This window comes from Bradyrhizobium sp. 2TAF36, assembly GCF_052114925.1.
GTDB lineage: Bacteria > Pseudomonadota > Alphaproteobacteria > Rhizobiales > Xanthobacteraceae > Bradyrhizobium > Bradyrhizobium barranii.
Window position 1 is genome coordinate 18416 of record NZ_JBFRFR010000086.1, and the last position, 22688, is coordinate 41103.

Annotated in this window: 26 protein-coding genes; 6 read left to right on the top strand and 20 right to left on the bottom strand. The window is 65.4% G+C overall.

Annotated elements, in window-relative coordinates; translation table 11 throughout:
* The first annotated feature begins 27 nt into the window (after nt 1-27).
* Nucleotides 28-1914, top strand: coding sequence for a CHASE2 domain-containing protein (locus tag AB4Z51_RS36760; RefSeq protein ID WP_441499042.1), 1887 nt, complete (start codon nt 28-30; stop codon nt 1912-1914).
* Between the two features lie 13 nt (nt 1915-1927).
* Here AB4Z51_RS36760 and AB4Z51_RS36765 read toward each other — a convergent pair whose 3' ends face one another.
* The 4 genes from AB4Z51_RS36765 to AB4Z51_RS36780 form a co-directional block, all read right to left on the bottom strand.
* Nucleotides 1928-3427 carry a glycosyltransferase family 39 protein gene (locus AB4Z51_RS36765; protein ID WP_441499043.1) on the bottom strand — a complete coding sequence of 500 codons (1500 nt, stop codon included), beginning with the start codon at nt 3425-3427 and terminating at the stop codon, nt 1928-1930.
* 6 nt (nt 3428-3433) lie between these two features.
* Nucleotides 3434-4567: a glycosyltransferase family 2 protein gene (locus AB4Z51_RS36770; protein ID WP_441499044.1), complete on the bottom strand. Its 1134-nt coding sequence runs from the start codon at nt 4565-4567 to the stop codon at nt 3434-3436.
* A gap of 271 nt (nt 4568-4838) precedes the next feature.
* Nucleotides 4839-5039, bottom strand: coding sequence for a hypothetical protein (locus tag AB4Z51_RS36775; protein WP_441499045.1), 201 nt, complete (start codon nt 5037-5039; stop codon nt 4839-4841).
* 148 nt (nt 5040-5187) lie between these two features.
* On the bottom strand, nt 5188-5571 hold the full coding sequence (locus tag AB4Z51_RS36780; protein WP_441499059.1) for a hypothetical protein: 384 nt from the start codon (nt 5569-5571) through the stop codon (nt 5188-5190).
* Nucleotides 5572-5677: 106 nt separating this feature from the next.
* On the opposite strand from AB4Z51_RS36780, the gene AB4Z51_RS36785 reads away from it, so the two are divergent.
* Both AB4Z51_RS36785 and AB4Z51_RS36790 read left to right on the top strand, forming a co-directional pair.
* Nucleotides 5678-6514, top strand: a complete 837-nt coding sequence (locus AB4Z51_RS36785; protein ID WP_094184413.1) for a DUF72 domain-containing protein — start codon at nt 5678-5680, stop codon at nt 6512-6514.
* Nucleotides 6515-6523: 9 nt separating this feature from the next.
* Nucleotides 6524-6985, top strand: coding sequence for a DUF488 domain-containing protein (locus AB4Z51_RS36790; RefSeq protein ID WP_441499046.1), 462 nt, complete (start codon nt 6524-6526; stop codon nt 6983-6985).
* Between the two features lie 190 nt (nt 6986-7175).
* Here AB4Z51_RS36790 and AB4Z51_RS36795 read toward each other — a convergent pair whose 3' ends face one another.
* The 10 genes from AB4Z51_RS36795 to AB4Z51_RS36840 form a co-directional block, all read right to left on the bottom strand.
* The gene (locus AB4Z51_RS36795) at nt 7176-8090 is read right to left on the bottom strand and encodes a PhzF family phenazine biosynthesis protein (RefSeq protein WP_135215460.1); all 915 of its coding nucleotides are present in this window, start codon (nt 8088-8090) and stop codon (nt 7176-7178) included.
* A gap of 132 nt (nt 8091-8222) precedes the next feature.
* Entirely contained in the window at nt 8223-9122 is a 900-nt protein-coding gene (locus tag AB4Z51_RS36800) for an amidohydrolase family protein (protein WP_441499047.1), read from the bottom strand.
* Nucleotides 9123-9144: 22 nt separating this feature from the next.
* On the bottom strand, nt 9145-10386 hold the full coding sequence (locus AB4Z51_RS36805) for an MFS transporter (protein ID WP_441499048.1): 1242 nt from the start codon (nt 10384-10386) through the stop codon (nt 9145-9147).
* A 50-nt stretch (nt 10387-10436) separates the two neighbouring features.
* A complete protein-coding gene (locus AB4Z51_RS36810) occupies nt 10437-11168 on the bottom strand; it encodes a GntR family transcriptional regulator (protein WP_441499060.1) in 732 nt (243 codons plus the stop codon).
* Nucleotides 11169-11287: 119 nt separating this feature from the next.
* Nucleotides 11288-11485 (bottom strand): hypothetical protein, encoded by a 198-nt coding sequence (locus tag AB4Z51_RS36815; protein ID WP_085404340.1) that lies wholly within the window; start codon nt 11483-11485, stop codon nt 11288-11290.
* 111 nt (nt 11486-11596) lie between these two features.
* A complete protein-coding gene (locus AB4Z51_RS36820; RefSeq protein ID WP_441499049.1) occupies nt 11597-12661 on the bottom strand; it encodes an adenylate/guanylate cyclase domain-containing protein in 1065 nt (354 codons plus the stop codon).
* Between the two features lie 29 nt (nt 12662-12690).
* Entirely contained in the window at nt 12691-13854 is a 1164-nt protein-coding gene (locus AB4Z51_RS36825) for an ABC transporter permease (protein ID WP_354120571.1), read from the bottom strand.
* Nucleotides 13851-14783, bottom strand: coding sequence for an ABC transporter ATP-binding protein (locus tag AB4Z51_RS36830; RefSeq protein WP_441499050.1), 933 nt, complete (start codon nt 14781-14783; stop codon nt 13851-13853). The genes AB4Z51_RS36825 and AB4Z51_RS36830 overlap by 4 nt, the downstream gene beginning before the upstream one ends.
* Nucleotides 14780-15568 carry an HlyD family secretion protein gene (locus AB4Z51_RS36835; RefSeq protein WP_441499051.1) on the bottom strand — a complete coding sequence of 263 codons (789 nt, stop codon included), beginning with the start codon at nt 15566-15568 and terminating at the stop codon, nt 14780-14782. The genes AB4Z51_RS36830 and AB4Z51_RS36835 overlap by 4 nt, the downstream gene beginning before the upstream one ends.
* Nucleotides 15565-16263: a TetR/AcrR family transcriptional regulator gene (locus AB4Z51_RS36840; RefSeq protein WP_441499052.1), complete on the bottom strand. Its 699-nt coding sequence runs from the start codon at nt 16261-16263 to the stop codon at nt 15565-15567. Before AB4Z51_RS36840 ends, AB4Z51_RS36835 begins: the two co-directional genes overlap by 4 nt.
* A 108-nt stretch (nt 16264-16371) precedes the next feature.
* On the opposite strand from AB4Z51_RS36840, the gene AB4Z51_RS36845 reads away from it, so the two are divergent.
* The 3 genes from AB4Z51_RS36845 to AB4Z51_RS36855 are packed head-to-tail and all read left to right on the top strand — an operon-like array spanning nt 16372 to nt 17606.
* Entirely contained in the window at nt 16372-16707 is a 336-nt protein-coding gene (locus tag AB4Z51_RS36845) for an ArsR/SmtB family transcription factor (protein ID WP_441499053.1), read from the top strand.
* Nucleotides 16704-17177 (top strand): SRPBCC family protein, encoded by a 474-nt coding sequence (locus tag AB4Z51_RS36850; RefSeq protein WP_441499054.1) that lies wholly within the window; start codon nt 16704-16706, stop codon nt 17175-17177. The genes AB4Z51_RS36845 and AB4Z51_RS36850 overlap by 4 nt, the downstream gene beginning before the upstream one ends.
* A gap of 15 nt (nt 17178-17192) precedes the next feature.
* Nucleotides 17193-17606 (top strand): GFA family protein, encoded by a 414-nt coding sequence (locus AB4Z51_RS36855; RefSeq protein ID WP_441499055.1) that lies wholly within the window; start codon nt 17193-17195, stop codon nt 17604-17606.
* A gap of 116 nt (nt 17607-17722) precedes the next feature.
* On the opposite strand, the gene adhP is transcribed toward AB4Z51_RS36855, so the two are convergent.
* The 6 genes from adhP to AB4Z51_RS36885 all read right to left on the bottom strand — a co-directional run bounded on the left by adhP (nt 17723) and on the right by AB4Z51_RS36885 (nt 22671).
* On the bottom strand, nt 17723-18748 hold the full coding sequence (gene adhP / locus AB4Z51_RS36860) for an alcohol dehydrogenase AdhP (protein ID WP_441499056.1): 1026 nt from the start codon (nt 18746-18748) through the stop codon (nt 17723-17725).
* 136 nt (nt 18749-18884) lie between these two features.
* Complete coding sequence (locus AB4Z51_RS36865; protein ID WP_441499057.1) at nt 18885-19295, bottom strand: DUF2000 family protein; 411 nt, start codon at nt 19293-19295, stop codon at nt 18885-18887.
* A gap of 131 nt (nt 19296-19426) precedes the next feature.
* Nucleotides 19427-19816, bottom strand: a complete 390-nt coding sequence (locus AB4Z51_RS36870; RefSeq protein ID WP_028158473.1) for a DUF4189 domain-containing protein — start codon at nt 19814-19816, stop codon at nt 19427-19429.
* 226 nt (nt 19817-20042) lie between these two features.
* Nucleotides 20043-21647, bottom strand: coding sequence for an NTP transferase domain-containing protein (locus AB4Z51_RS36875; protein ID WP_231142270.1), 1605 nt, complete (start codon nt 21645-21647; stop codon nt 20043-20045).
* Nucleotides 21644-22345, bottom strand: a complete 702-nt coding sequence (locus AB4Z51_RS36880) for an XdhC family protein (RefSeq protein ID WP_441499058.1) — start codon at nt 22343-22345, stop codon at nt 21644-21646. Before AB4Z51_RS36880 ends, AB4Z51_RS36875 begins: the two co-directional genes overlap by 4 nt.
* 2 nt (nt 22346-22347) lie before the next feature.
* On the bottom strand, nt 22348-22671 hold the full coding sequence (locus AB4Z51_RS36885) for an XdhC family protein (protein WP_007602422.1): 324 nt from the start codon (nt 22669-22671) through the stop codon (nt 22348-22350).
* Nucleotides 22672-22688 lie beyond the last annotated feature (17 nt).

Consider the following 22688-nt stretch of genomic DNA (forward strand, 5'->3'; position numbering starts at 1 on the left):
GGGCGACAAAGAAGATTGCATTACGTAATGACTAGACGCGTTCAGATCCTGGTGGCCCTCGTCCTCACCGCGCTTTGGGGTGCGAGCATCTATGCCGGCCACGCCAACGGTCATCTGCGCTTTCTCGATCGGCTCGAGGCGACGCTGACGGATTGGCGGACCCAGGTCCGCGGCGTGCAGGCTCCGCCCGATCTCGTCACCATCGTCGCAATCGACGACACGGTCGTGAAACGCGGCGGCAGCTATCCGCTGCCGCGCGCCGATCTCGCGCGGGTTGTCGATACCATCGTGCAGTTCAAGCCGAAGGTCGTCGCGATCGACCTGCTGCTGGTCGACCGCAGCGCTGCGATCGGCGATGCGACGCTGGCCAACACGCTCGCCACCGGTCCCATGGTGCTCGCCGCCGCGGCGATCTTCCCGACCGCCAGCGAGACCGTGGAGCCGGGCACCCAAGGTCCCCTCGCCGCGCTGCCACAGGCCGAACGGTTCCTGCTGCCGCTGCCCGCCTTCGCCGATCACGCCGAGGTCGGAGTCGTCAACGTCGCGACGGGGCAGTCGGGCTCGCCGCTTTCGGTGCCGATGCTGTTCCGGACCCGCGACAAGGTCGAGCTGTCGTTTCCCTTGCGGGTCGCGGCGCGCGCGCTCGACAAGCCGCTGACGATCGCGCCGGATCATCTCATGCTCGGCGATCGCGCGGTCTCGACCGATAGCGATTTCGCGCTGCCGATCACCTATTACGGCCCGCGCCGCACCATCCGCACCGTCAGCGCGCAGAGCATCTTCGACGGTACGCTCAATCGCGCGGCGATCGAGAACCGCATCGTCGTGATCGGCGCCGCGGTCGCCGGCGGCGGCGACTTCTATCCGACACCGTTCGATTCCCTGATGCCCGGCGTCGAGGTGATCTCGACCGCGATCACCCATCTCGTCTCCGGTGACGGCATCGTGCGCGACCGCAAGGTCCACATCGCCGACGCGCTCACCGCGATCCTTTTGCCGATGCTGCTGGTCGGCCTGCTCGCCTGGCGGCGCAGCGCGCCCGGCATCATCGCGGCAGCCGCGGTGATGATCGCCTGGGCCGGGCTCAATCTGTTCGCCTTCACGCACGGCGTTTGGCTGAACGCCGCGACGACACTTGCCGCCGCGGTGCCGCCAGTCGCGGTCTTTGCCGGCGTGCAGCTGTGGGCCGGCGGCCGCCGCACGCAATATTTTGCCGCCAAGAGCAGTTCGCTGGCGCAATTTCAGGCGCCCGCCGTGCAGGAATGGCTGACGCGCGATCCGAATTTCCTGTCCAGGCCGGTCCGGCAGGATGCGGCCGTCGTCTTCATCGATCTCTCCGGTTTCACGACGCTCRGCGAACGGATCGATCCGGACGAGCTGCAGCATCTGCTGAGGGCATTTCACGCGCTGATCGACAAGGCCGCGGTCGATTGCGGCGGCCTGATCACCGGCTTTCTCGGCGACGGCGCCATGATCCTGTTCGGACTGCCACACGCGATGCCCGACGACGCGGCGCGCGCGCTGCAATGCTCGATCGACCTGTATCGCAGCGTCGATCGCTGGATCGCTTCGCTGCCGCCTGCCCTTCGCGGCCAGCTCGGCTTCAAGATCGGCGCGCATTTCGGCCCGATCGTCGCCTCCCGCCTCGGCGAAAGCCACCAGCACATCACGGCGACGGGCGACACGGTCAACGTCGCGAACCGATTGATGGAGGTTGCCGCTCAGAACTGTTCGCGGCTCGCGCTGACGGATACCTTGCTGGATGCAGCCGACTTCCACGGCACTCCCGACGGCGTTCTGTCAGGCCCCCTGCTCACGCAGGTCCGCGGCCGCTCCGGCGTCGTGACCGTCTGGTTCTGGCGCGACCAGAACGGGCCGAGCCAGGCCGCCGCCAGGGCCGAGATGATCGACTGATTTTTGGGGCCGCCTACCGCGCTTCCGGCGGCGGCGAGCGGTCGAGCACGTCGCCCTTGGCGCCTTCGAGCAGATCAATGCCGTAGGTCTCGATCACGAGCGGCCCGCGCTTGCGCTGCAATTGCGCAATTTGCGTCACCTTCGCGAAGAGCTCGTCGAGGGCGGTATGGCCGTCCGGGCGCAGCTCGTCGACAGAGATCACCTTGCCGGCAAGCAGCTTTGGATCGGGCTCGGGCATGTTGACCCAGCGGATGCGCTGATTCTGCTGCAACACGCAGGTGCCGCGCGGCAGGTAAAAGGCGAGCCAGCCCGTGGTGCCGTAGTCCTGCGCGAGCACGCAGGTCGCGCCACTGCGCGCGCGCACCGCCTCGATCTCGGCGGCGAGCTCGCGCCAGCCGACGCCGACGCTGCGCACCGTCGCGTCGCGACGATAGCCCGACAGCCAACCGGTGTTGGCCTGCGCGATCAGCGCCGCAAACATCACGATGCCCACGGGCGCGGCCCAGCGCAGGCAGAAATCCGCGAGGCGGCGCTGTGGTTGCCACGGCACGAGATTGGCGGCGGCGGCCGCGGCAACGATGAAGGGCGGATAGACCGGCGCGAACCAGTTGGCCTCGACGCGGGCATGCAGCGAATGCCAGACGAAATAGACGACGATGGTCCAGAACAGCGTCTCGATCAGCACACGCGAGGCCAGCGCGCCGGCCCGGCGCCAGGTCAGCGCGTGCAGGCCCATCGCGCCGAGGATGAAGACGAGCGGCGTTGCGAAGGCGATCTGGGTCGGGATCAGCTCGGCGATGAAGATGGGACGGAAGTCCTCGATCTTCGCGCGGCCGAGCTGCTTTACGAACGAGACCCATTGATGATCCGCATTCCACAGGATCACCGGTGAGAACAGCGCGAACGCAACGAGACCGCCGAGATAGGGCCAGGGCGAGAGGAACCAGCGCCGCAGTTTCGGCACGGCCGCAAGCCAGATCAGGATCGCGGCGCCAAAGAACATCGCGGTGTATTTCGACAGCAGCGCCGCGCCGACCGCCGCGCCGACGGCTAGCCACCAGGCGCCGCGGCCGGTCTCCAGCACCTTGGCGAGGAAGAACAGCACGAAGCTGGAGGCGACCAGCAGCGGCGCATCGGGCGTGACGATCAGCGTGCCGACCGAGGCCATCATGGTCACGTTGAGCAGGATGGCGCTGGTCGCCGCCACCCGCGCGCCGCCGAACAGGATGGCGGCGGAGCGGTAGATCGCATAGCTCATCGGCAGTGCGAGCAGGATCGAGAACACGCGGACGCCGAGCTCGGTGTCGCCGGCGATCATGGTGCCGGCGCGGATCACATAGGCGACCATCGGCGGGTGGTCGTAATATCCTCCGGCGAGGTTCTTCGACCACATCCAGTAATAGGCTTCATCGAAGGTGATCGGCGTGAACGCGGCCGCAACCAGCCGCAGGCCGACCAGCGCAACGATCACCAGCGCGGTATTGCGGACAATCCGCGCGTCAGCCCCGCCCATGTCGAGCTATTTCTTGCGCCAGACGAACAGTCCGGACATCGCGTAGTTCCACACCACGCCCATCAGCGCGCCGGCCATGCCGGCCAGCCACCAGATCGGCTCCTGGTCGTAGACCGAGAAGGCGACGCCGACATTGGCGAGCAGGCCGACGCTGCACACGATGTAGAAGGCGATCAGGCCGCGCAGCAGCGCAAAGCCCTTCAGCCGTTGGTCGCGATAGGTGAGGAAGTTGTTGAGGACGAAGTTGCTGGTCATGGCGACGACGGCACCCGCGGCCTGCGCCTCCGCGAACGGTGCCTTGAACAGCTGAAGGGCGATGAACAGCGTCGTCAGATGCACCACGAGGCCGATGCCGCCGACCATCGCGAACAGGATGAAGCGCAGCGAGACAGCATCGTTGGTGAACTTGGCCAGCACCAGGCCGAGAAAATCCAGCGCGACCATGGAATCGAGCTTGCTCTCGCCGTGCTGGCGCTCGCCGAACGTGTAGGGAATTTCAACGGCTCGCAAGCCACCGTTCGCGCTCGCGACGAGGTCGAGCAGGATCTTGAAGCCGTGCACCGACAGCTTCGGCGCGAGCTCCTCGAAACGGTCGCGGCGAACCATGAAGAAGCCGCTCATGGGATCGGCGATCTCGACCCGCAGCACCTTCCTGGCGAGTTCGGTCGCAAGCGCGCTGGCGCCGGCGCGCTGCTTGTTGAAGCCTTCGCTCTTGTAGCCCTCGATGTAGCGGCTGCCGACGACGAGATCGGCCTGGTCGCTTGCGAGCAGCAACAGCATCTTCGGCAGTTGCGTCTCGTCGTGCTGGAGGTCGGCATCGATCACGGCCACATAGGGCGCGCTGGAGGCCAGGATGCCCTCGATGCAGGCGCCCGACAGGCCGCGGCGGCCGATGCGGCGGACACAGCGGACGCGGTTGTCGCGCTGCGCCAGCGCGCGCACGACGTCCCAGGTGCCGTCGGGCGAATTATCGTCGACGAACACGACTTCCCAGGCGACGTTGGCGAGCGTCGCCTCCAGCCGCCGGTACAGCACCGTGACGTTGTCGCGCTCGTTGAACGTCGGGACGATGACCGACAGTTCCGGCGCCTCTTGAGCCTGCGGGGGAGTGCCGGAGCCCGGTCTGATCGCTTCATTCATGACGGCAGCGTATATCCGCCGCGTCCTGCGCTGCCAAGACGTTGCGCTGCCAAGATCTACCGAGCCGGGGGTCTGTGGGGAAAGGCCCAAAAAGGGCCCAAAAATGCCAACGACCCCGGAACGGCGGACCGCGCGTACATCCGGCGCAAGCCCAAGCTATTCCAAGGTCGTTCCAGCGCCGGAAGTTTCACTCAACGTCGCCGTTACAAACTAGATAGGTACGGCAAAACCGCTTCGCAAGGGGGCATATCGGCCCTTTTTCAGACCCTTGCTAATTCGGGACTTCCTTGATCACTGGCCCACGCGGCACGGGGGCGGCCGGGACAGCGGGCGCCCCCGCCGGAGCCGGCTCGGCCTTTGCCGGCCTGGGCGGCTTGCCGTACTGGCCGATCGGCCCCAATACGACGGCGACCGCAAGCACGACCGCCGCGACGATYGCGCCCAGAATGCCACCCACCGACTCAGACGACATGGAAGCCCATCCCTGTTCCAGATGCGTCCAGCAATACCATGGATGCGCGCGGAGCTGGAAGGGCCCTCCGCGGAGGAGCGAATGGCGAGTAGCGAATGAAGAGCGCTGGCTTTCGTGCCCTATTCGCTATTGGCCATTCGCCACTCCGCTACTTCGTCGGCGGCCTGTGCTTGACGAAGGCCGTCACGATGTCCTTCTGCGCCGACTCGACCGCTCTGTTCGCGGTGGCGAGATGGGCGCCGGCATYGATGCTCGGATATTGCGTGGTGAGATAGTCGAGCAACGCCACCCGGTAATATTGCCGCTCCGACGGACAGGCGCCCGCGACCGAGCGGCCGAAATCCTGTTCCGACATTCCCTGATTGGAGTCGCGCGAATATTCCCGCGCCAGGCAATGCCAGTAATCGTCGCGGCCCTGCATGGCGAGCTTCTGCGCACCCTTGGCATCGTCATCATCGTCGGCCATGGCACCAAACGTCATGGCAGCAGATGTCATCATGACGATCGCCGCTCCCACCATCAGCATCCGCATTCGCATTCTTGTTCTCCTTTTGCGCGGGTCCCGTTGCGACCTTAGACGGGACGGCGCAACTGGCCAATCACATCTGGTTTGATTAGGATGAGGTCCCTCCCCGTCGATGCGAGACCCTCCCGTGGCCAAAGCAAAAACCGCGTCCAAAAAATCCGGCAACATCTTCATCGGCGTCGGCGGCTGGACCTTCGAGCCCTGGCGCGGCGTGTTCTACCCGGAGAAGCTCACGCAGGCCAAGGAGCTGTCCTATGCCGCCTCGAAGCTGACCTCGATCGAGATCAACGGCACCTATTACGGCTCGCAGAAGCCGGAGAGCTTTCGCAAATGGGCCAGCGAAGTGCCCGATGGTTTCGTGTTCTCGGTGAAGGGACCCCGCTTCGCCACCAACCGCCGCGTGCTCGCCGAGGCCGGCGATTCCATCAAGCGGTTCTATGATTCCGGCGTGCTGGAACTCGGCGACCATCTCGGACCGGTGCTGTGGCAGTTCGCGCCGACGAAAAAGTTCGACGGCGCCGATTTCGGCAAGTTCCTGGAGCTGCTGCCGCGCAAGCTCGATGGGCGCGCGCTGCGCCATGTCGTCGAGGTCCGCCACGACAGTTTTTGCGCGCCGGACTTCGTCGCGCTGATCCGCGAGTTCGAGACGCCTGTCGTGTTCGCCGAGCACGGCAAATATCCGGCGATCGCCGACGTCGCCGGCGACTTCGTCTATGCACGGCTCCAGAAGGGCAATGACGAGATCAAGACCTGCTATCCGCCGAAGCAGCTCGATGCCTGGGCCAAGCGCTTTCAGGACTGGGCCGAGGGGAGTGAACCCGACGATCTGCCGAAGGTCGACGAGGCCAAGCCGAAGAAGGAGCCGCGCGACGTGTTCGCCTATGTCATCCACGAGGGCAAGGTGCGCGCACCGGCCGGCGCCATGGAACTGATCGCGCGGGTCAGCTGAGGATGGTTCATGGCAAAGGCGAAAAAGCTCTTCACCATCGGTTATGAACAGACGCCGCCCAAGGCGGTGCTCGACGAACTGGAAGAGGCCGGCGTCAAGCTCGTGGTCGACGTGCGCGCGGTGACCTCATCGCGCCGGCCCGGCTTTTCGAAGAAGCAGCTTGCCGCGGGTCTCGACGAGCGCGGCATCGCCTATGTCCATCTCGCCGCGCTCGGCACGCCGAAGGAAGGCCGCCTCGCCGCGCGCAGCGGCCAATACGATGTGCTGGAGAGGATCTATTCAAAGCACCTGAAGACGCCGCAGGCCAGGGAAGAGATGGACGAGCTCTCGGCGCTGGTGATGAAGGCCGGACCGGTCTGCCTGCTCTGCTACGAACGCGATCACACCCATTGCCACCGCCAGATAATCGCGGAGATCATCGAGGAGCGCGATGGCGTGGCGGTGAGGAATTTGGCGGGGCGGCAGGTGTAGCGGCCTTCGGTCGGGGAGCACGACTTTAACCGTAGCCGTCATCCTGAGGTGGCCGCTTCTTCAGCGGCCCTCGAAGGACGACGGCGTGCCCCGATGTAGCATCTCCGCCGTGCATCCTTCGAGGCTCGCAAGGGCTCGCACCTCAGGATGACGGATCTGGCGCGAGCTCGTCTTGGCGCGTGGAGAGAGTTCACCCCTCCCCCGCCAGCCGAAACGTCCCCTCCATCATCTGCACACAGCTGCCGCCGACATGAGCGGACGTGATCTTACCATCCTGCTTGCGCACGCGCGTCCAGAGGATGCTTGGCCGGCCCATGTCAAAGCCCTGGCCGACGGTGAGCTTCAACTCGCCATCACGCATGGGATCGAGATCGGCAAACAGCGCGGCCGCGGCGACCGTCGCGCTGCCGGTGGCGGGATCCTCGACGAGGCCGCTGGCGCCGCGCATGAACATCCGCGCCTGCCGATCGCAAGGCGCCTCCGCTGGCGGCACGTCGCGCGTGTAGAACCATACCGAGCGGGCGCCGTCCCGCGGCAAGACCTTGCCGTAGGCGGCCGCATCGGGCCGGGCGCGCTTGAGCGCCTCGCGCGAATGCAGCTCCATCACCAGAAACGCGTTTCCAACGCTGACGATCTGCGGCGCGTGGCTGTCGACCTTGATGTCATCCGCACCGAGCGAGACGCAGCTTGCAGCTTCAGCGGCAGACAATTGCGACAGCCGCGCCAAAGGCTGGGGCGCGGTGAGCTCGGTCCTGACCACCCGGCCCTGCTCTCTCACGATCTCGACCGGCACGAGCCCGGCCTTCTCCTCAAACAGCAGGCGCGGCTTCAGCTCTTTTGCCATCGAGGCCAGCACGAAGGCGGTGCCGACATTGGGATGGCCGGCAAAGGCAATCTCCAGCACCGGCGTGAAGATGCGCACCTCGGCGTCATTGGCCTTGTCGCACGGCGGCAGCACGAAGGTCGTCTCGGAATAGTTGAACTCGGTTGCGATCGCCTGCATCTGCTGCGTCGTGAGCCCGCCGGCATCGAGCACCACGGCGAGCTGGTTGCCGCCGAAGGCGCGGTCGGTGAACACGTCGACGGTGATGTAGCGGCGCTGCATCTTCACTTCCTCATGAAAATCGCGGCCTCAACCGGCCGCATCGCCGGCAGTCTACAGGCCGGCGACATCGCTCGTCATGCCCCAAAATTCGGAGCATTCGGAGCAATCGCGCGAGGAGATCAGGAGGGAGAATCAGAAGCGGAACAGCTGATGCGGCGATGCGAGYACCCGCGCGCGCTCGCTGTCGTCGACGATCAGCGCATCGAGAAACTGCCGGTTTTTCGCGTAAGCCTGCGACGCCTCGAACTGCGTGTGCGGCCAGTCGCTGCCCCACAGCAGGCGGTCGAGGCCGTAAGCCTTGCGCAGCAGCGGATAGGCCTCCTTCGCAAAACTCTCGCCGCTCGCGCCGTTGCGATACGGCGCCGAGATCTTGACCCAGACATTTCGCGTCGCGCCGAGCTTCAGCACCGACTCGAAGCCGGGATCGGCGACGCCGAGTTTCGGATCCGGCAACGCATAGTGATCGAGCACGACGGTGACGCCATGATCGAGCAGCTGGGGCGCCAGCAGTGCGAGGTCGGACGCGTTGCGCTGGAGCTCGACTTGCCAGCCCATCGATTTCACGTGTCCGAGCAGCGCCTTCCATTCGCCGGCAGCGAGATCGGGCAAGGGCTGGCCGACGAGATTGAGGCGAATGCCGACGACGCCGGCGCGATCAAGCGCGCGCAGTTCGTCCGCGGTCACGGAAGGATCGACCACCGCGATGCCACGCAGGCGTCCGCCGGAAGTCTTCAGGCTCTCGACCAGATAGGAATTGTCGGTGCCGAGAAAGCTCGGCTGCACCAGCACGCCATTGCTCATGCCATTGCGGTCGAGCTGCTCCAGATAGAGCGCCAGCGGCGCATCGTAATCGGGGGCATAGCGCCGGCCGGGCGCGAGCTTGAGGCCGCGGTGGAAGACATGGGCATGGGTATCGATCGTCGGCAAGCTCGTCTCACTCTTCGCTCGGCTCGCGACGGCCGTGGCCGACACGAGGGATACAAAGCCTGTGCCGAATTGGCGGCGCGTCAGGCCACGCTCGCGGGATATCATGGTGACTGCTCCCCATCCGGCGTCAGGCGCGCGTCGCCGCGGCTTGTTCGAAAACCTTGCCGCGGGTTTCGGGCAGCAGCACCACCGCGATCAGCACCAGCGAATAGGCGAAGGCCGCATCGATGCCGATCGCCGGTCCGAGCCCGATATGGTCGCTGAGATAACCCACGAGGAAAGGGAACGCGGCGGAGACGATGCGGCCGAAATTGTAGCAGAAGCCGACACCGGTGCCGCGCACGCCGGCCGGATAGAGCTCGCTGAACAGCGCCGCCATGCTGGCGGGAATGCCGGCCGAGAAGAAGCCGAGCGGAAAGCCGAGCACCAGCATCTCGCCGTTGGTCAGCGGCGCGAAGATGTAGATCAGCACGGTGACGATGCAGGCGCTGGCGAAGAAGGTGACATTGGCCCTGCGGCCGATGCGGTCGCTGATGATGCCGCTCGCGATGCAGCCGCAGAAGAAGGCAACGATGATCACTGCGAGATAGCCGCTGGAGCCCAGCACCGACAGATGCCGCACTTCGCGCAAGTATGTCGGCAGGAACGTGGTCAGGGCCGCGTAACCGCCGTGGGCGCCGATGCCAAACAGGCCTCCGATCAGCGTCGAGCGCAGCACGTCACGATGGAAGATGCCCGAGAGCGTGGCGAAGAATGGCGTCTTGTCGGCTGCGACCGCGCGCGGCGGCTCCTTCAAGCCGCGGCGGATGAAGATGATGAGGAGCGCGGGCAACAGCCCCAGCGCAAACAGCAGCCGCCAGGCGATGTCGGCGGGTGCATAAGTGAATACGAGGGCCGAGAGCAGCACGGCTGCGCCCCACCCCACGGCCCAGGCGCTCTGCACCGAACCCAGCGCCTTGCCGCGATGCTCGGGGCGGATGATCTCGGCCATCAGCACCGCGCCGCAAGCCCATTCGGCGCCGAAACCGAGGCCCTGGATCGCCTTCAGGATCAGGAGCTGGGTGAAAGTCATCGCGAACGCGCAGGCGAAGGTCGCGAGCGCAAAGGTCGCAACAGTAATCTGAAGTGTCTTGACACGACCGAAACGGTCGCCGAGTGCGCCGCCGAGCCAGCCGCCGAACGCACCGAAGAACAGCGTGACCGAGCCAAGCAGGCCAGCGTCCGCCTTGCTGATGCCGAACGCCGCGATCAGCGCGGGGATGGCGAGGCCGAACATCTGGACGTCGAGCGCATCCAGCGCCCAGCCGCCAAAGCTTGCCCAGAACGTGCGCCGCTCCAACGGCGAGCTTTCGCTGTACCAGTTTGACATTTTTCCTACCCTTGTACTCGTTACTGCTTGATGTCGTTGAAAAGGCGCTCTCACCTGATCTCGGCGTGGTACCGGAACCGGTCGGCCGGCCCGCGCGACCTGCGCCATTCGATCGGCCGCCGCTCCAGGTCGAGCGCGAGGCGCTCGATCACGATCAATGGTGCGTGCGCTTCGAGGCGCAGCATGCGCGCCTGCATCTCGTTGGCGGTTTCGACCGTCAGAATTTCCTCGGCCGACACCACCACCTCCCCGCAGCGCTCCTCGTAGAGCGGATAAAGCAGGTCGCCGAATTCGGCGGTGTCGATCTCCAGGATCGGCGCGAAGCGCGATTGCTGGAGCCAGATTTCTTCGGCGAGCAGCGGCACATCGTCGATCAGGCGCAGACGCGACAGGCTGATCACGGGCTCGCCGACAGGGATGCGCAGCGCCGACGCAACCGCCGAATTCGCCAAAACGCTCTTGCGCCGGATGATGCGGCTCTTCGGCACGCGCCGCTCGCCGCTCTCGGACTGGAAGCGGAAGAAGCGGAATAGCGAGGAGTTGAAGCGCGCCCGGCGCACGAAGGTGCCGCGGCCCTGCTGGCGCTCCAGCACGGTATCGGCAACGAGCTGATCGATCGCTTTGCGCACGGTGCCGATGGCGACGCCGTAATGCGCCGCGAGCTCGGCCTCCGACGGGATCGGCTCGCCCGGCCGCCATTCATTGCGGTTGATCCGCGCGGCGAGGTCGTCGCGCAGGCGCTGGTAGCGTGGCAGGCGGTCGTCGTGCGGAGCTGCATTCATATAGTCATATAGATGACTAGATGAGATAGGAGTCAAGAACTACCATAGTACCGCAATTGCGAGACCGGCGACGCGAGGTCGGGCCGGCGGACGCTGCCAACCCGACCTCGCCTTGCGCGTTAATTCGCTGCCCTCGGCGTGCAGGGCGGCTGCTTGTAGGGCGCTGAGGCAAACGCGCCCTGTGCCGGAGCCCTCACGCAATCCGCAGCCGCCTGAGGCGAGGCGCGCCGCGGGGCGACGTCGCGAGCGGCTGCGGCCTGGGTTTGATAGACGGCGGCGGCGATCAGGGCGGCCGAGACAAGGGTCAATCGAGTCATGGGTTCTCTCCGCGTGGCAAACGGAAGCCGAGAGGTTTCGGCGTCCTAACAATATGAGCGGAAATCGCCGTGAGATATTTCATCACGCGCCTTCAACGAAACGCGAGCCCCTCACCCCAGTTGAAACACCGCCACCTTGTGCTCGTAGCCGCGAACCGCGACCTCGCCGAGCGCGACGGCGTCCTCACCGTCGTCGCCGAGCGCCTCGCGGACGGACTCGGAGATCAGGAGCTGCGAGCCGAACTCCTTGTTGAGTGCCTCCAGCCGCGAGGCGAAGTTCACGGTGTCGCCGATGACCGTGTACTCCTTGCGCCGGGGCGAGCCGATATTGCCGGCAACGACCTCGCCGAAATGGATGCCGATGCCGATCCGCAGCGGCCAGCTCGTTTGCGCGTTGATGCGGTCCATCGCGGCCAGCATCTCGCGCCCCGCGGCAACCGCGCGGTGCGCGGCGTCGGAGGCCTCCAGCGGCGCGCCGAACAGGGCGAGGAAGCCATCGCCCAAAAACTTGTTCACGATGCCGCCCTGACGATCGAGGATGTCGACCAGCACGGCGAACGCACCGTCGAGCCGATCAACCACCTCCTGCGGGGTGCGCAACCGCGCGCTGGCGGTGAAGCCGCGGAAATCGACGAACATCACCGCGGCGCGGCGAAGGTCGCCGCCCGCGCTGGGTCCCGCCGCCATCAGCCGTTCCACCACCTGCGGGGAGACGTGCTGGCCGAACAGGTTGGTGACGCGATCACGCGCGGTGGCGGCCGCGATGCTCGCGGCAAATTGCCGCCGCAGCCGCGCGCCGACGGAGCCGGCGAGCACGCCGCAGATCAGGATGATGGTGCTGCGCACAGCGTGAAAGTAGATCAGCGGTTCGCCAGCCTCGCTGGCCGAATTGTAGTACAGCGCGACGGCCAGGAGTTCGGCTGCGGCCACAAATCCCGTGAAGGTGGACAGCCAGAAATCGAGCCGCAGCGTCGAAAGAATGATGAAGATGAAATAGGCCAGTGGCAGCACGAAACCGAGCGCGGGCCCGAGGAACAGGATCATGACGCAGCCCGTCGTGATCAGCGCCCTCACCCGCAACAGCTCGGTCCGCAGCACTTCTCGCGTCAGCTCGCGCTCGAACTCCTCCGACATCACGGCATGTTGCCGGGTCTTCCTGCTGRCAAACCTGACCATTTCTCCCCTCGATTCAGGGGCATTGTGCCTCAATCCAGCGTACGGCGGAAGCGCGTCACCGCGATGGTCATGGCGACCAGCATCAGGATCGCCAGCGCCAGCGCGTCGAAGTGCAAATTCTGCATGGTCGCGCCCTTCAGCATGATGGCGCGGACGATCCGCAAATAGTGGGTCAGCGGCAGGCATTCACCGAGATATTGCGCCCAGACCGGCATGCCGGCGAACGGGAACATGAATCCGGAGAGCAGAATGCTCGGCAGGAAGAACATCATGGCCATCTGCATGGCCTGGAGCTGGTTCTGCACCACCGTCGAGATGGTGTAGCCAATCGACAGATTTGTAGCGATGAACAAGGTCGACAGCAGCGCGAGCAGGAACAGATTGCCGAGCAAGGGCACACCGAACAAGCCGACACCGATGCCGATGATGAGGAAGGCCTGAAGGAAGCCAACCAGCACATAAGGAACGATCTTGCCGAACATCACCTCGACCGGCTTGATCGGCATCGACAGCAGGCTCTCCATGGTGCCGCGCTCGACCTCGCGGGTGACCGAGAGCGCGGTGAAGATCAGCATCGTCATGGTGAGGATGGTGCCGACGAGGCCCGGCACGATATTGAGGCTGGACGACGCGGCCGGATTGTAGCGCGCATGCGCGCGGATCTCGAACGGCATCTCGGGCGGATTGCCGATATAGAGATCGTGCGCAAGCGCGGTCTGTACGACCATGCCGAGCGAGCCGAGCGCGGCGCTGGCCGCAACGGGATCGGTGGCGTCGGCCGCAACCAGCAGCGCCGGCCTGTCGCCGCGCCGCACCGCCCGCTCGAAGCCGCGCGGGATCTCGACGCCGAACAGCACCTTGCCTGATTTCAGGAGGTTGTCGAAATCGTCGACGTCGTGCACCTCGTAGATGAAGCGGAAATAGGCGGTGTTCTCCAGCGCCTTCAACACCGAGCGGGCAAGATCCGAGTCCTCCTGGAGCAGCACCGCGCTCGGCAGATGGTGCGGCGTGGTGTTGATGGCATAGCCAAACAGCAGAAGCTGCATCACCGGCAGCATCACGATCATCGCGAACGACACACGGTCGCGCTTGAGCTGGATGAACTCCTTGACCAGCATCGCATAGGAGCGCTTCCAGAAGCCGAAGCGCTCGCTGATCTCGCGCGCGGGTGCGGGATGATCGGCGGCGCTCATTGGAAATTGTCCTTGGAACGGCTCATCAATTCGATGAACACGTCTTCGAGCGAGGGCGATGATTTGTGCCAGTGCAGGCCACCCTTCTCGCGCCACGGCGCGATGCTGGCCTCGAGCGCGGCGACGTCGCGCCCGGAAACGTGCAGCGAAGTACCGAACGGCGCCACCATGTCCACGCCGGGCTTGCCGGTGAGCGCGGCCGTGAGCCCGTTGAGCTCCTCGCCCGTCACGGTGTAGGTCGTCAGGGCGGACTTCGCGATCACCTCCTCCACCGTGCCGTGCGCCAGCAGATGGCCGTAGGCGATATAGGCGATCTCGTGGCAGCGCTCGGCCTCGTCCATGTAGTGGGTCGAGACCAGGACGGTGAGGCCGTCGGCCGCGAGCGCATGAATCTCGTTCCAGAAGTCGCGCCGCGCCTTGGGATCGACCCCGGCAGTCGGCTCGTCCAGCAGCAGCAGCTTCGGACTGGGCAGCGTGCAGGCCCCGAGCGCGAGCCGCTGCTTCCAGCCGCCGGAGAGCTCGCCCGCGAGCTGCTCCTCGCGCCCCGACAGCCCGAGCCGCTTGATCATGTCGCGCGCAGCGCCGCGTGCATCGGCAAGGCCATAGAGCCGCGCGACGAATTCGAGGTTCTCGCGCACCGAGAGGTCCTGGTACAGGCTGAAGCGCTGGGTCATGTAGCCGACCTGGCGCTTGATCTTTTCGGCATCGCGCCTGATGTCGTAGCCGAGGCAGGTGCCCTCGCCGCTGTCGGGCGTGAGCAGGCCGCAGAGGATGCGGATGGTGGTGGTCTTGCCCGAGCCGTTCGGCCCGAGGAAGCCGTAGATCGAGCCGCGCTTCACCTGCATCGACAGATCGTGCACGACCTCGCGGCCGCCAAACGACTTGGTCAGGCCCTTGACGTCGATCGCGATGCCGTTGCCGCCGTTCATCGCTTGTCCGCCACCGGCGTTTTTGGATGGAGATAGACGTCGATCGGCTGTCCGACCCGCAGGGCATCGGGCCGCGAGGGCCGCGCCTGGATCAAATAGACCAGCTTGTTGCGCTCATCGAGGCTGTAGATGACAGGCGGAGTGTATTCGGCCGAGGTCGCGATGAAATAGATCTTTGCGGTGAGATCCGCCGCGCAATTGTCGCAAGAGATGCGCACCGTGTCGCCGATCGCAAGCTTCGGCAACTCGGTCTCAGGCACGAAGAAGCGCAGCTTCATGTTGCCGGGCGGCATGATCGAGAGCACCGGCCGCTGCGCCGCCACCATCTCGCCCTCGCGGAAATAGATCTGCTGGATGGTGCCGGCAACGGGCGCAAAGCCCCTGCGCCGCGCCATTCGCGTCTCCGACGTCGCGACCCGCGCTTCGGCGACACGCAAGGACGACACGGCGGAATCGAGATTGGCCTGCGTGCCGGAGCCGGTCTTGTTCAGCGAGGCCGCGCGATCATAGGTCTGCTGCGCATTGGCCAGTGTCGCCTTGTTCTGGTTGAGGTCGGCAAGCTGGAGATCGTCGTCGACGGAATAGAGGGCATCGCCGACCTTCACCTCGTCGCCCTCGCGGATATTGAGCTTCGTCACCCGGCCCGCTTCGTCCGGGCTGACGAAGATCATGTCGGCCTCGACCCAACCCTGAAATCCAGGATCGCGCTTGTCCTTGCAGCCGGCAAGGCCGGTTGCAAGGACGAGGGCCAATGCAAACACAGAAATTGCTCGTGACGACCTCATGTCGTCCTCCGTTCGCCAAAAATCAGATCGAGATGGACGCGCAGCATGTCCTGGGCGTCGAGCGGCGCGTGCCGCGCAAACAGGCTCTGCCAGATCACCGCGATCATCGCGGGTGCGACCAGGATCTGCGGATAGCGCGCGAGGTTCTTCTCGCGGATCTCGCCGCGGGCAATGCCGAGCTCGATCAGCGCGCGCATGCCGGCGATCCCGCGCGAGACGACCTCGCGATAGTAGAAATCGGCGACGGACGGAAAGCGCGGCCCTTCCGCCACGATCAATCGCACGAGATCGCCGCGCCTCGTGCCGATGACCTCCCTGAGGAAGCTACCGGCAAAGGCCTCGACGAGATCGCGCACCGAGCCCGTCGGCGGCGGCAGCGCATTCAGTTTCGCCACCACCGGCACGATCACAGTGCGCACCAGCTCCTCGAACATCGATTCCTTGTCCTTGAAGTGCAGGTAGATCGTGCCCTTGGCCACGCCCGCCCGCTTGGCGATGTCGTCGAGCCGCGTTGCGGCAAAGCCGCGCGCGATGAACTCCTCTATCGCCGCTTCCACGATGGCCGACCGACGCTCGGCCGCACGTGTGGCACGTGTGGCACGGTTCGAAGCAGGCGGAGCGTCGGCGGGCGCACGGCCCTTCGCATCGGCGCGAGCTGCGGTTGGCGTGGCTGCTTTGGTTGGCTTCTTTGTCATCCTCTATTTATGACTGACCGGTCAGTCATAGTCAAGGCAGTGATCCAACCCTATGCAGCCAACAAATTAGTATTGACTAATGCATTAGCGAATGCTAATCGAATTCCCATGATCGAAGCCGCCCCAAATCCCGTCACGACCGTGATGCGCGCCCTCGCCGATCCGACYCGCCGTGCCGTGTTCGAGCGCGTGTTCGAGAGCAAGGAGATCAGCGTCGCCGAGCTCACCCGCGGCAGCGGCGTGACGCAGGGCGCGATCTCACAGCATCTGAAGTCGCTGAAGCAGGCCGGCCTCGTCACCGAGCGCGCCGAGGGCCGCAACGTCTATTACCGCGCCGCGCCGCAAGGACTCGAGCCGCTGGTCACCTGGATGGACCATTACGGCGTGTTCTGGCGCGAGCGCTTCCAGAATCTGCGTGACCTCTTGAAGGAGATCGTGCCGTGAGTGCAGCCGAGTTCAGAGCCGGGACAAAAGACAGCGTCCAAGACATTGTTTTGGAGGAGGTCTTCCCTCACGCGCCCGAGACGATCTGGAAGACGTTGACCAGCGCCCAGTTGATCGCGCGCTGGCTGATGCAGCCGACCGGCTTCGAAGCCGTCGAAGGCAAGGCCTTCACCTTCCAGACCACGCCGGGCGGCAACTGGGATGGCGTTATCCATTGCCGGGTTCTCGAAGTGATACCCAACCGGCGCCTCGTCTATGCCTGGAAGGGCGGCGACGAACGCAACACCGGATACGGCGCGCCGCTCGATACCGTCGTGACGTGGTCCCTCACCCCGGTCGAAGCCGGCACGCGGATCCGCCTGGTGCATTCGGGCTTCGTCATGCCCAGGAACGAGTCGGCCTACACGGTCATGAGCGGCGGCTGGAAGAAGGTTGTCCGCCAGCTCGACGAGATCAGTGGCGAGAAGTGAGTGGGAGATCTTTCGATGACCAAGCCTTTTACCGGCGGCTGCGCCTGCGGCGCGATCCGCTATTCGATTCTGGGTGAGCCGCTGTTCAGCAATCACTGCCAGTGCCGGGATTGCCAGCGCGAAAGCGGCGGCGGTCACGGCTCGTACATGACCTTCGCGCGCGAAGGTGTCACGCTGACCGGCGAGGCGAAGCACTGGGACATGGTCGGCGACAGCGGCAACGTGAAGACGCGCGGTTTCTGCACGCAGTGCGGCTTGCCGGTCTACATGACCTTTGCGGCGATGCCCGACATCTTCACCATCCGCGCCGCAAGCCTCGACGAGCCCGCCCGCTACAAGCCGCAGGTGGTGACCTACGCAGCACATGGACATGGCTGGGACCACCTCGATCCGGACCTGCCGAAATTCGAGACCATGCCGCCAGCGTGAGGCACTAGAGCCACTTCCGTTCAAATGGAAGTTCCGATGGAATCGGAACGGTTCTAGATTCTTGTCTTGACGCGTTTTCCTTACGCGAACCGGTATCCACTTCGCTCGAAAACGCTCTAGCCAAAGTCGAGCACCATGCGGCCGTCGATCTTGCCGGCCTTCATCCGGTCGAAGACGTTATTGATCTCCGCGAGCGGCACCTTGGCTACTTCGGCCTTGACCTTGCCGTCCGCGGCGAATGCGATGGCCTCGTCGAGATCCCTGCGGGTGCCGACGATGGAGCCACGCACGGTGATACGCTTGAGCACGACATCGAAGATCGGCGTCGGGAATTCGCCCGGCGGCAGGCCGACCAAGCTGACGGTGCCCTTCCGACGCACCATCTTCAGCGCCTGCGCGAACGCCGAGGTCGAGACCGCCGTCACCAGCACACCGTGGGCCCCGCCCCCGGTTGCTGCCACAACCTTGTCCACCGCATCGGCCTCCAGCGCGTTGACCGCGAGATCGGCGCCGGTCTCGCGTGCGAGCTTGGCCTTGTCCTCGGCGATGTCGACGGCTGCGACCTTGAACCCCATCGCCTTGGCGTACTGGATCGCGACATGGCCGAGCCCGCCGACGCCGGAGATCGCGACCCACTCGCCGGGCCGAGCGTCGGTCTCCTTCAATCCCTTGTAGGTGATGACGCCGGCACACAGGATCGGCGCGACGGCGGCGAAATCGATCGTTGCCGGGAGCTTTGCGGCGAAGGCGGCCGAGGCGATGACATATTCGGCAAAGCCGCCGTTCACGCTGTAGCCGGTGTTGTGCTGGTGCTCGCACAGCGTTTCCCAGCCGGTCTCGCAATATTCGCAAGCCATGCACGCGTCGTGCAGCCAGGCTACGCCGACGGCATCGCCGACCTTCAGATTTTTCACACCTGGCCCGAGTGCAGCGACGGTTCCCGCCACCTCATGCCCGGGAATGAAGGGCGGAACCGGCTTCACCGGCCAGTCGCCGGAAGCTGCGTGCAGATCGGTGTGGCAGACGCCGCACGCTTTCACCTTGACCAAAACCTCGCCGAGACCGGGCTGCGGCACCGGCACGTCCTCGATCACCRGCGGCTTGCCGAATTGTTTGACGATGGCGGCTTTCATGGTCGGCATGTGTCTGCTCCATTGCAATACAGAGGGCAGACTAGCGATGCCGGGCGGCGCACCCTTGATTGGAGTCAAAGAACGCAAGTTTATCCGTCGCAGGAGCCATCACGACACCGCGAAGACGAGGCTGCTTGAAGTACCGCTAGCTATGGAACTTCAGACCGTCGACGATCTTGTCGATCACCTTGCGCTCGGCGCGCATCGCGATGCCGACGAGATTGAGATCGGTGCGCTCAACCGCCCTCACCGCTTCGCGGTTGGCGGCATCGCGCGTGGTCTTGAACATGTCCTCGGTGTAAGGGGCCGCCGTCACATTGCGCGAGAGCGCACGGTCGAGCGCGCGTGACAGCGCGGCACCATCGGCACCGTAGATCAGGATCGGCTGGCCGATCAGCGCGTGGTACTTCGTGCCCGAACCGTCCTCATAGGGCTCGCCGATACAGTCCGGAAAGGCCGCGGCAATTCCGCTGGTGAGAAACGACGCGACGTTGAGCTTCTGCCAGGCCTGAAGATCGGTGCGGATCACGACCGCGATCTTGGTGTCGAGCTGCATGCATACCTCGAACTGTCATTCCGGGGCGCGCCGAAGGCGCGAGCCCGGAATCCATCGGGCCACAGAGTCGGTGGACGAATGGATTCCAGGTTCGATGCTACGCATCGCCCCGGAATGACAGCAAGAGAAATTCACCCCTTGGCGTCGCAGGCCCAGGCGCGGATCACGCATTCCTTGCCGCCGTATTTGTAGCATTCGCGCGTGGCGGCATTGAGCGAGGCGGAGATCTTCGGCTTGACGGCATAGCCATAGGCGCCGCACGGGTTGGCCATATCGACCGACATCGCGGCGCAGGCGCGCTTCATGGTCACCGTCGTGCAATCGCCCTTGCACTGCTTCTGTGCCGCGGCACGGGCCTCGCGCTCGGCGCCGTAATCAAAAGCCTGGCCATAGGCCCCGCACTTGCCGACCGCAAACGCACCGGCAGCATGCGCATCCGTGATGTAGCGAGCGCCGGCGACACAAACCGACAGCGCAAAGAAAAACATCGCGCAACGGCGCGCGACGACATTCGAAGCCATGGAAAAGCCCCTCCCCCCAAGGCAGGTGGAGAGGACTCTAGGCGGTGGACGTTTCCAGATGGTGAACGAGGGGTGAAATCGAACGAATGAGAGTGCCGTAGGGTGGGCAAAGGCGCAAAGCGCCGTGCCCACCATCCATCCACACCATCATTCAAAATTGGTGGGCACGCTTCCGCCTTCGCTCTACGAGCTACGGCGGACAAGTCGCTTTGCCCACCCTACGGCACTATCCCCGTCGTGCCGCTTCCAGCGCCTGCGGCGTGTCGATGTCCAAGAAGGCGCTCTCGCCATCCACGGGGACCTCGGCCACCGCTTCGGTGTGCTTGGCGATCAGATGGCGCGCGCCGACGTCGCCGTCGAGCGTCATCAATTCCTTGAAGAAGCGGCGCGACCACAGCACGGGATTGCCGCGGCGCCCGTCACTGACGGGCACGACGATGAGGTTGCCGCGGTCCGGCGCAAAGCCGTCGATGAGACGGTCGATCAGGCCGGCATCGATCAACGGCATGTCGCCCAAACAGACAACGGCGCCGTCGCAACTTTCCGGCACGGCCGCGATGCCGGCCTTGACCGAGCTCGCGATGCCGCCGGCGAAATCCGGGTTGCGGACGAACTTCACCTTCAAGCCTTGCAGCGCCTGCTCGACCAGCTCTGTCTGATGCCCGGTGACGACGATCACCTCGGAGGCCTTGGAGGCCAGCGCCTGCTCGGTCGCGATCCGCACCAGCTTCTTGCCGTCGAGCTCGGCGAGCAGCTTGTTCGGTCCGCCCATCCGGGTCGAGCGGCCCGCCGCGAGCACGATGGCCGCGATCTGGCTGTTGCCCTCGATCGCGGGTTCTGCGCGCGGCTGCGGCCGCGTGACGATCTCCATCAGGAGGCCGCCGACGCCCATGCCCATCAACTCGGACCGCGTCACCTTGATGCCGGCGAGCAGCCGCATCAGCACCCAGTCAAAACCGTTCTCGACCGGCGAGCGTGCGCAGCCCGGCGCGCCCAGCACCGGCACCCCGCCGGCCCGCGCGATCAGCAGCAAATTGCCGGGATCGACCGGCATGCCGAAATGCTCGATCTCACCGCCGATCCCGGTGACGGCCGCCGGAATCACGTCGCGGCGGTCGGCGATCGCGGACGCCCCGAACACGATGACGAGCTCCGCACCAAGCCCGAGCAATTCCTTGATCGCGGCCGACAGCGCCCGTTCCTCATGCTGCACGCGCCGCTCGGCAATGATGCTGGCGCCGGCCGGCGCGAGCCGCTCGGCGGTGACGCGCAGCGTCTTGTCGATCACCTTCGACGAGAGGCCCGGCAGCAGCGTCGAGACCACGCCGACGCGCTTGATGACGTAGGGCGCGATCTTCAGCACGTCCCTGCCCGCCGCCTTCACCGCGGCATCGCGCAAATTGCCTTCGACGCCGAACGGGATGATCTTGACGGTGCCGACCATCTCGCCCTCGACCACCGGCTTGTAGGCGGTGAGCGTCGCAAAGGTGATGGCCTCGTCGATATTGTTGATGCGGTCGACCGCGGCGCGGTCGATCACCAGCACGCCCGGGCGCGCGGCGAACAGATTGGCGCGGCCGGTGAAGGCGCGCTCGACATGAATGCCCTCGCCGCCGACGGCCAGCGCGATGCTGGCGGCGGCGACATCCTCGGAGACGTCGCCCTCCTCCATGCGCACCACCACGACGTCCTTGATGCCGGCGCGCTCCAGCGCCTCGACCTCGGCCGGGCCGATCGTCGTGCCTTTCTTCAGCACCAGCGGACCCTGGCGCAGGGTGTGGACGGTCACCCCGCCGATCGCATCCTTGGGGCTCGCCGGTCCGAATTTCATGCCGCTTCTTCTTTTTCTTTTGGAGGCAGGCGCAGCACCGCCGTGATCTCGGCCATGATCGACACCGCGATCTCGGACGGCGAGACAGCACCGATCGCCAGCCCAATGGGCGCGTGGATGCGCGCGATGTCGCTGTCCTTGGCGCCCTGCGCACGCAGCCGGTCGCCGCGCTTGGCATGCGTCTTTCGCGAGCCGAGCGCGCCGATATAGAAGCAGTTGCGCTCGAAGGCGTGCAGCAGCGCGGGATCGTCGATCTTCGGATCGTGCGTCACCGCGACGAAAGCCGTGTAGGCATCGACATTGAGCGGCGGCAGCGCCGTGTCGGGCCATTCGGCGACCAGGGGAATGTCAGGGAAGCGCTCCGCGCTCGCAAACGCCGTGCGGGGATCGACCACGGTGACGTCGTAGCCGAGCGAGCGCGCCAGCGGCGCCAAGGCCTGGCTGATATGGACCGCGCCGACGATGACGAGCTTTGCGGTCGGCGCGTAGACGTTGAGGAACAGCTTTTTGCCGCCGGCTTCGACACTGGCGCTCTTGCCCATGCGAAGCTGCTTGTCCAGTTCGGCACGAAGCGGGTCTTTTGCAAAATCCGCAGCCTTCACCAAGCGCTGATCGCCGCTCTCGGTGTCGGTCACCAGGATCACCGGTCGGCGCGCGGCGCGCTCGGCATTGAGTTCGTGCAGGATTGCGAGCTTCACGGCTAGCCGACCTTCTCGACGAAGACGCGGATGGTGCCGCCGCAKGACAGCCCGACATTCCAGGCCGTCTCATCGGCAACGCCGAACTCCAGCATCCTGGGCTTGCCGCTCTGGATCACGTCCATGGCCTCGGTGACCACGGCGCCCTCGACGCAGCCGCCGGAGACCGACCCCAGAAACGTGCCCTCATCGTTGATGACGAGGCTCGAGCCCGCCGGGCGCGGCGCCGAGCCCCAGGTCTCGACAACGGTGGCGAGCGCGACGCCCCGGCCGGCCTTCTGCCAATCCTCCGCCGCCTTCAGAATATCCTCGTCGCGATCGAGCATGGCTTAACCTCTCAAGC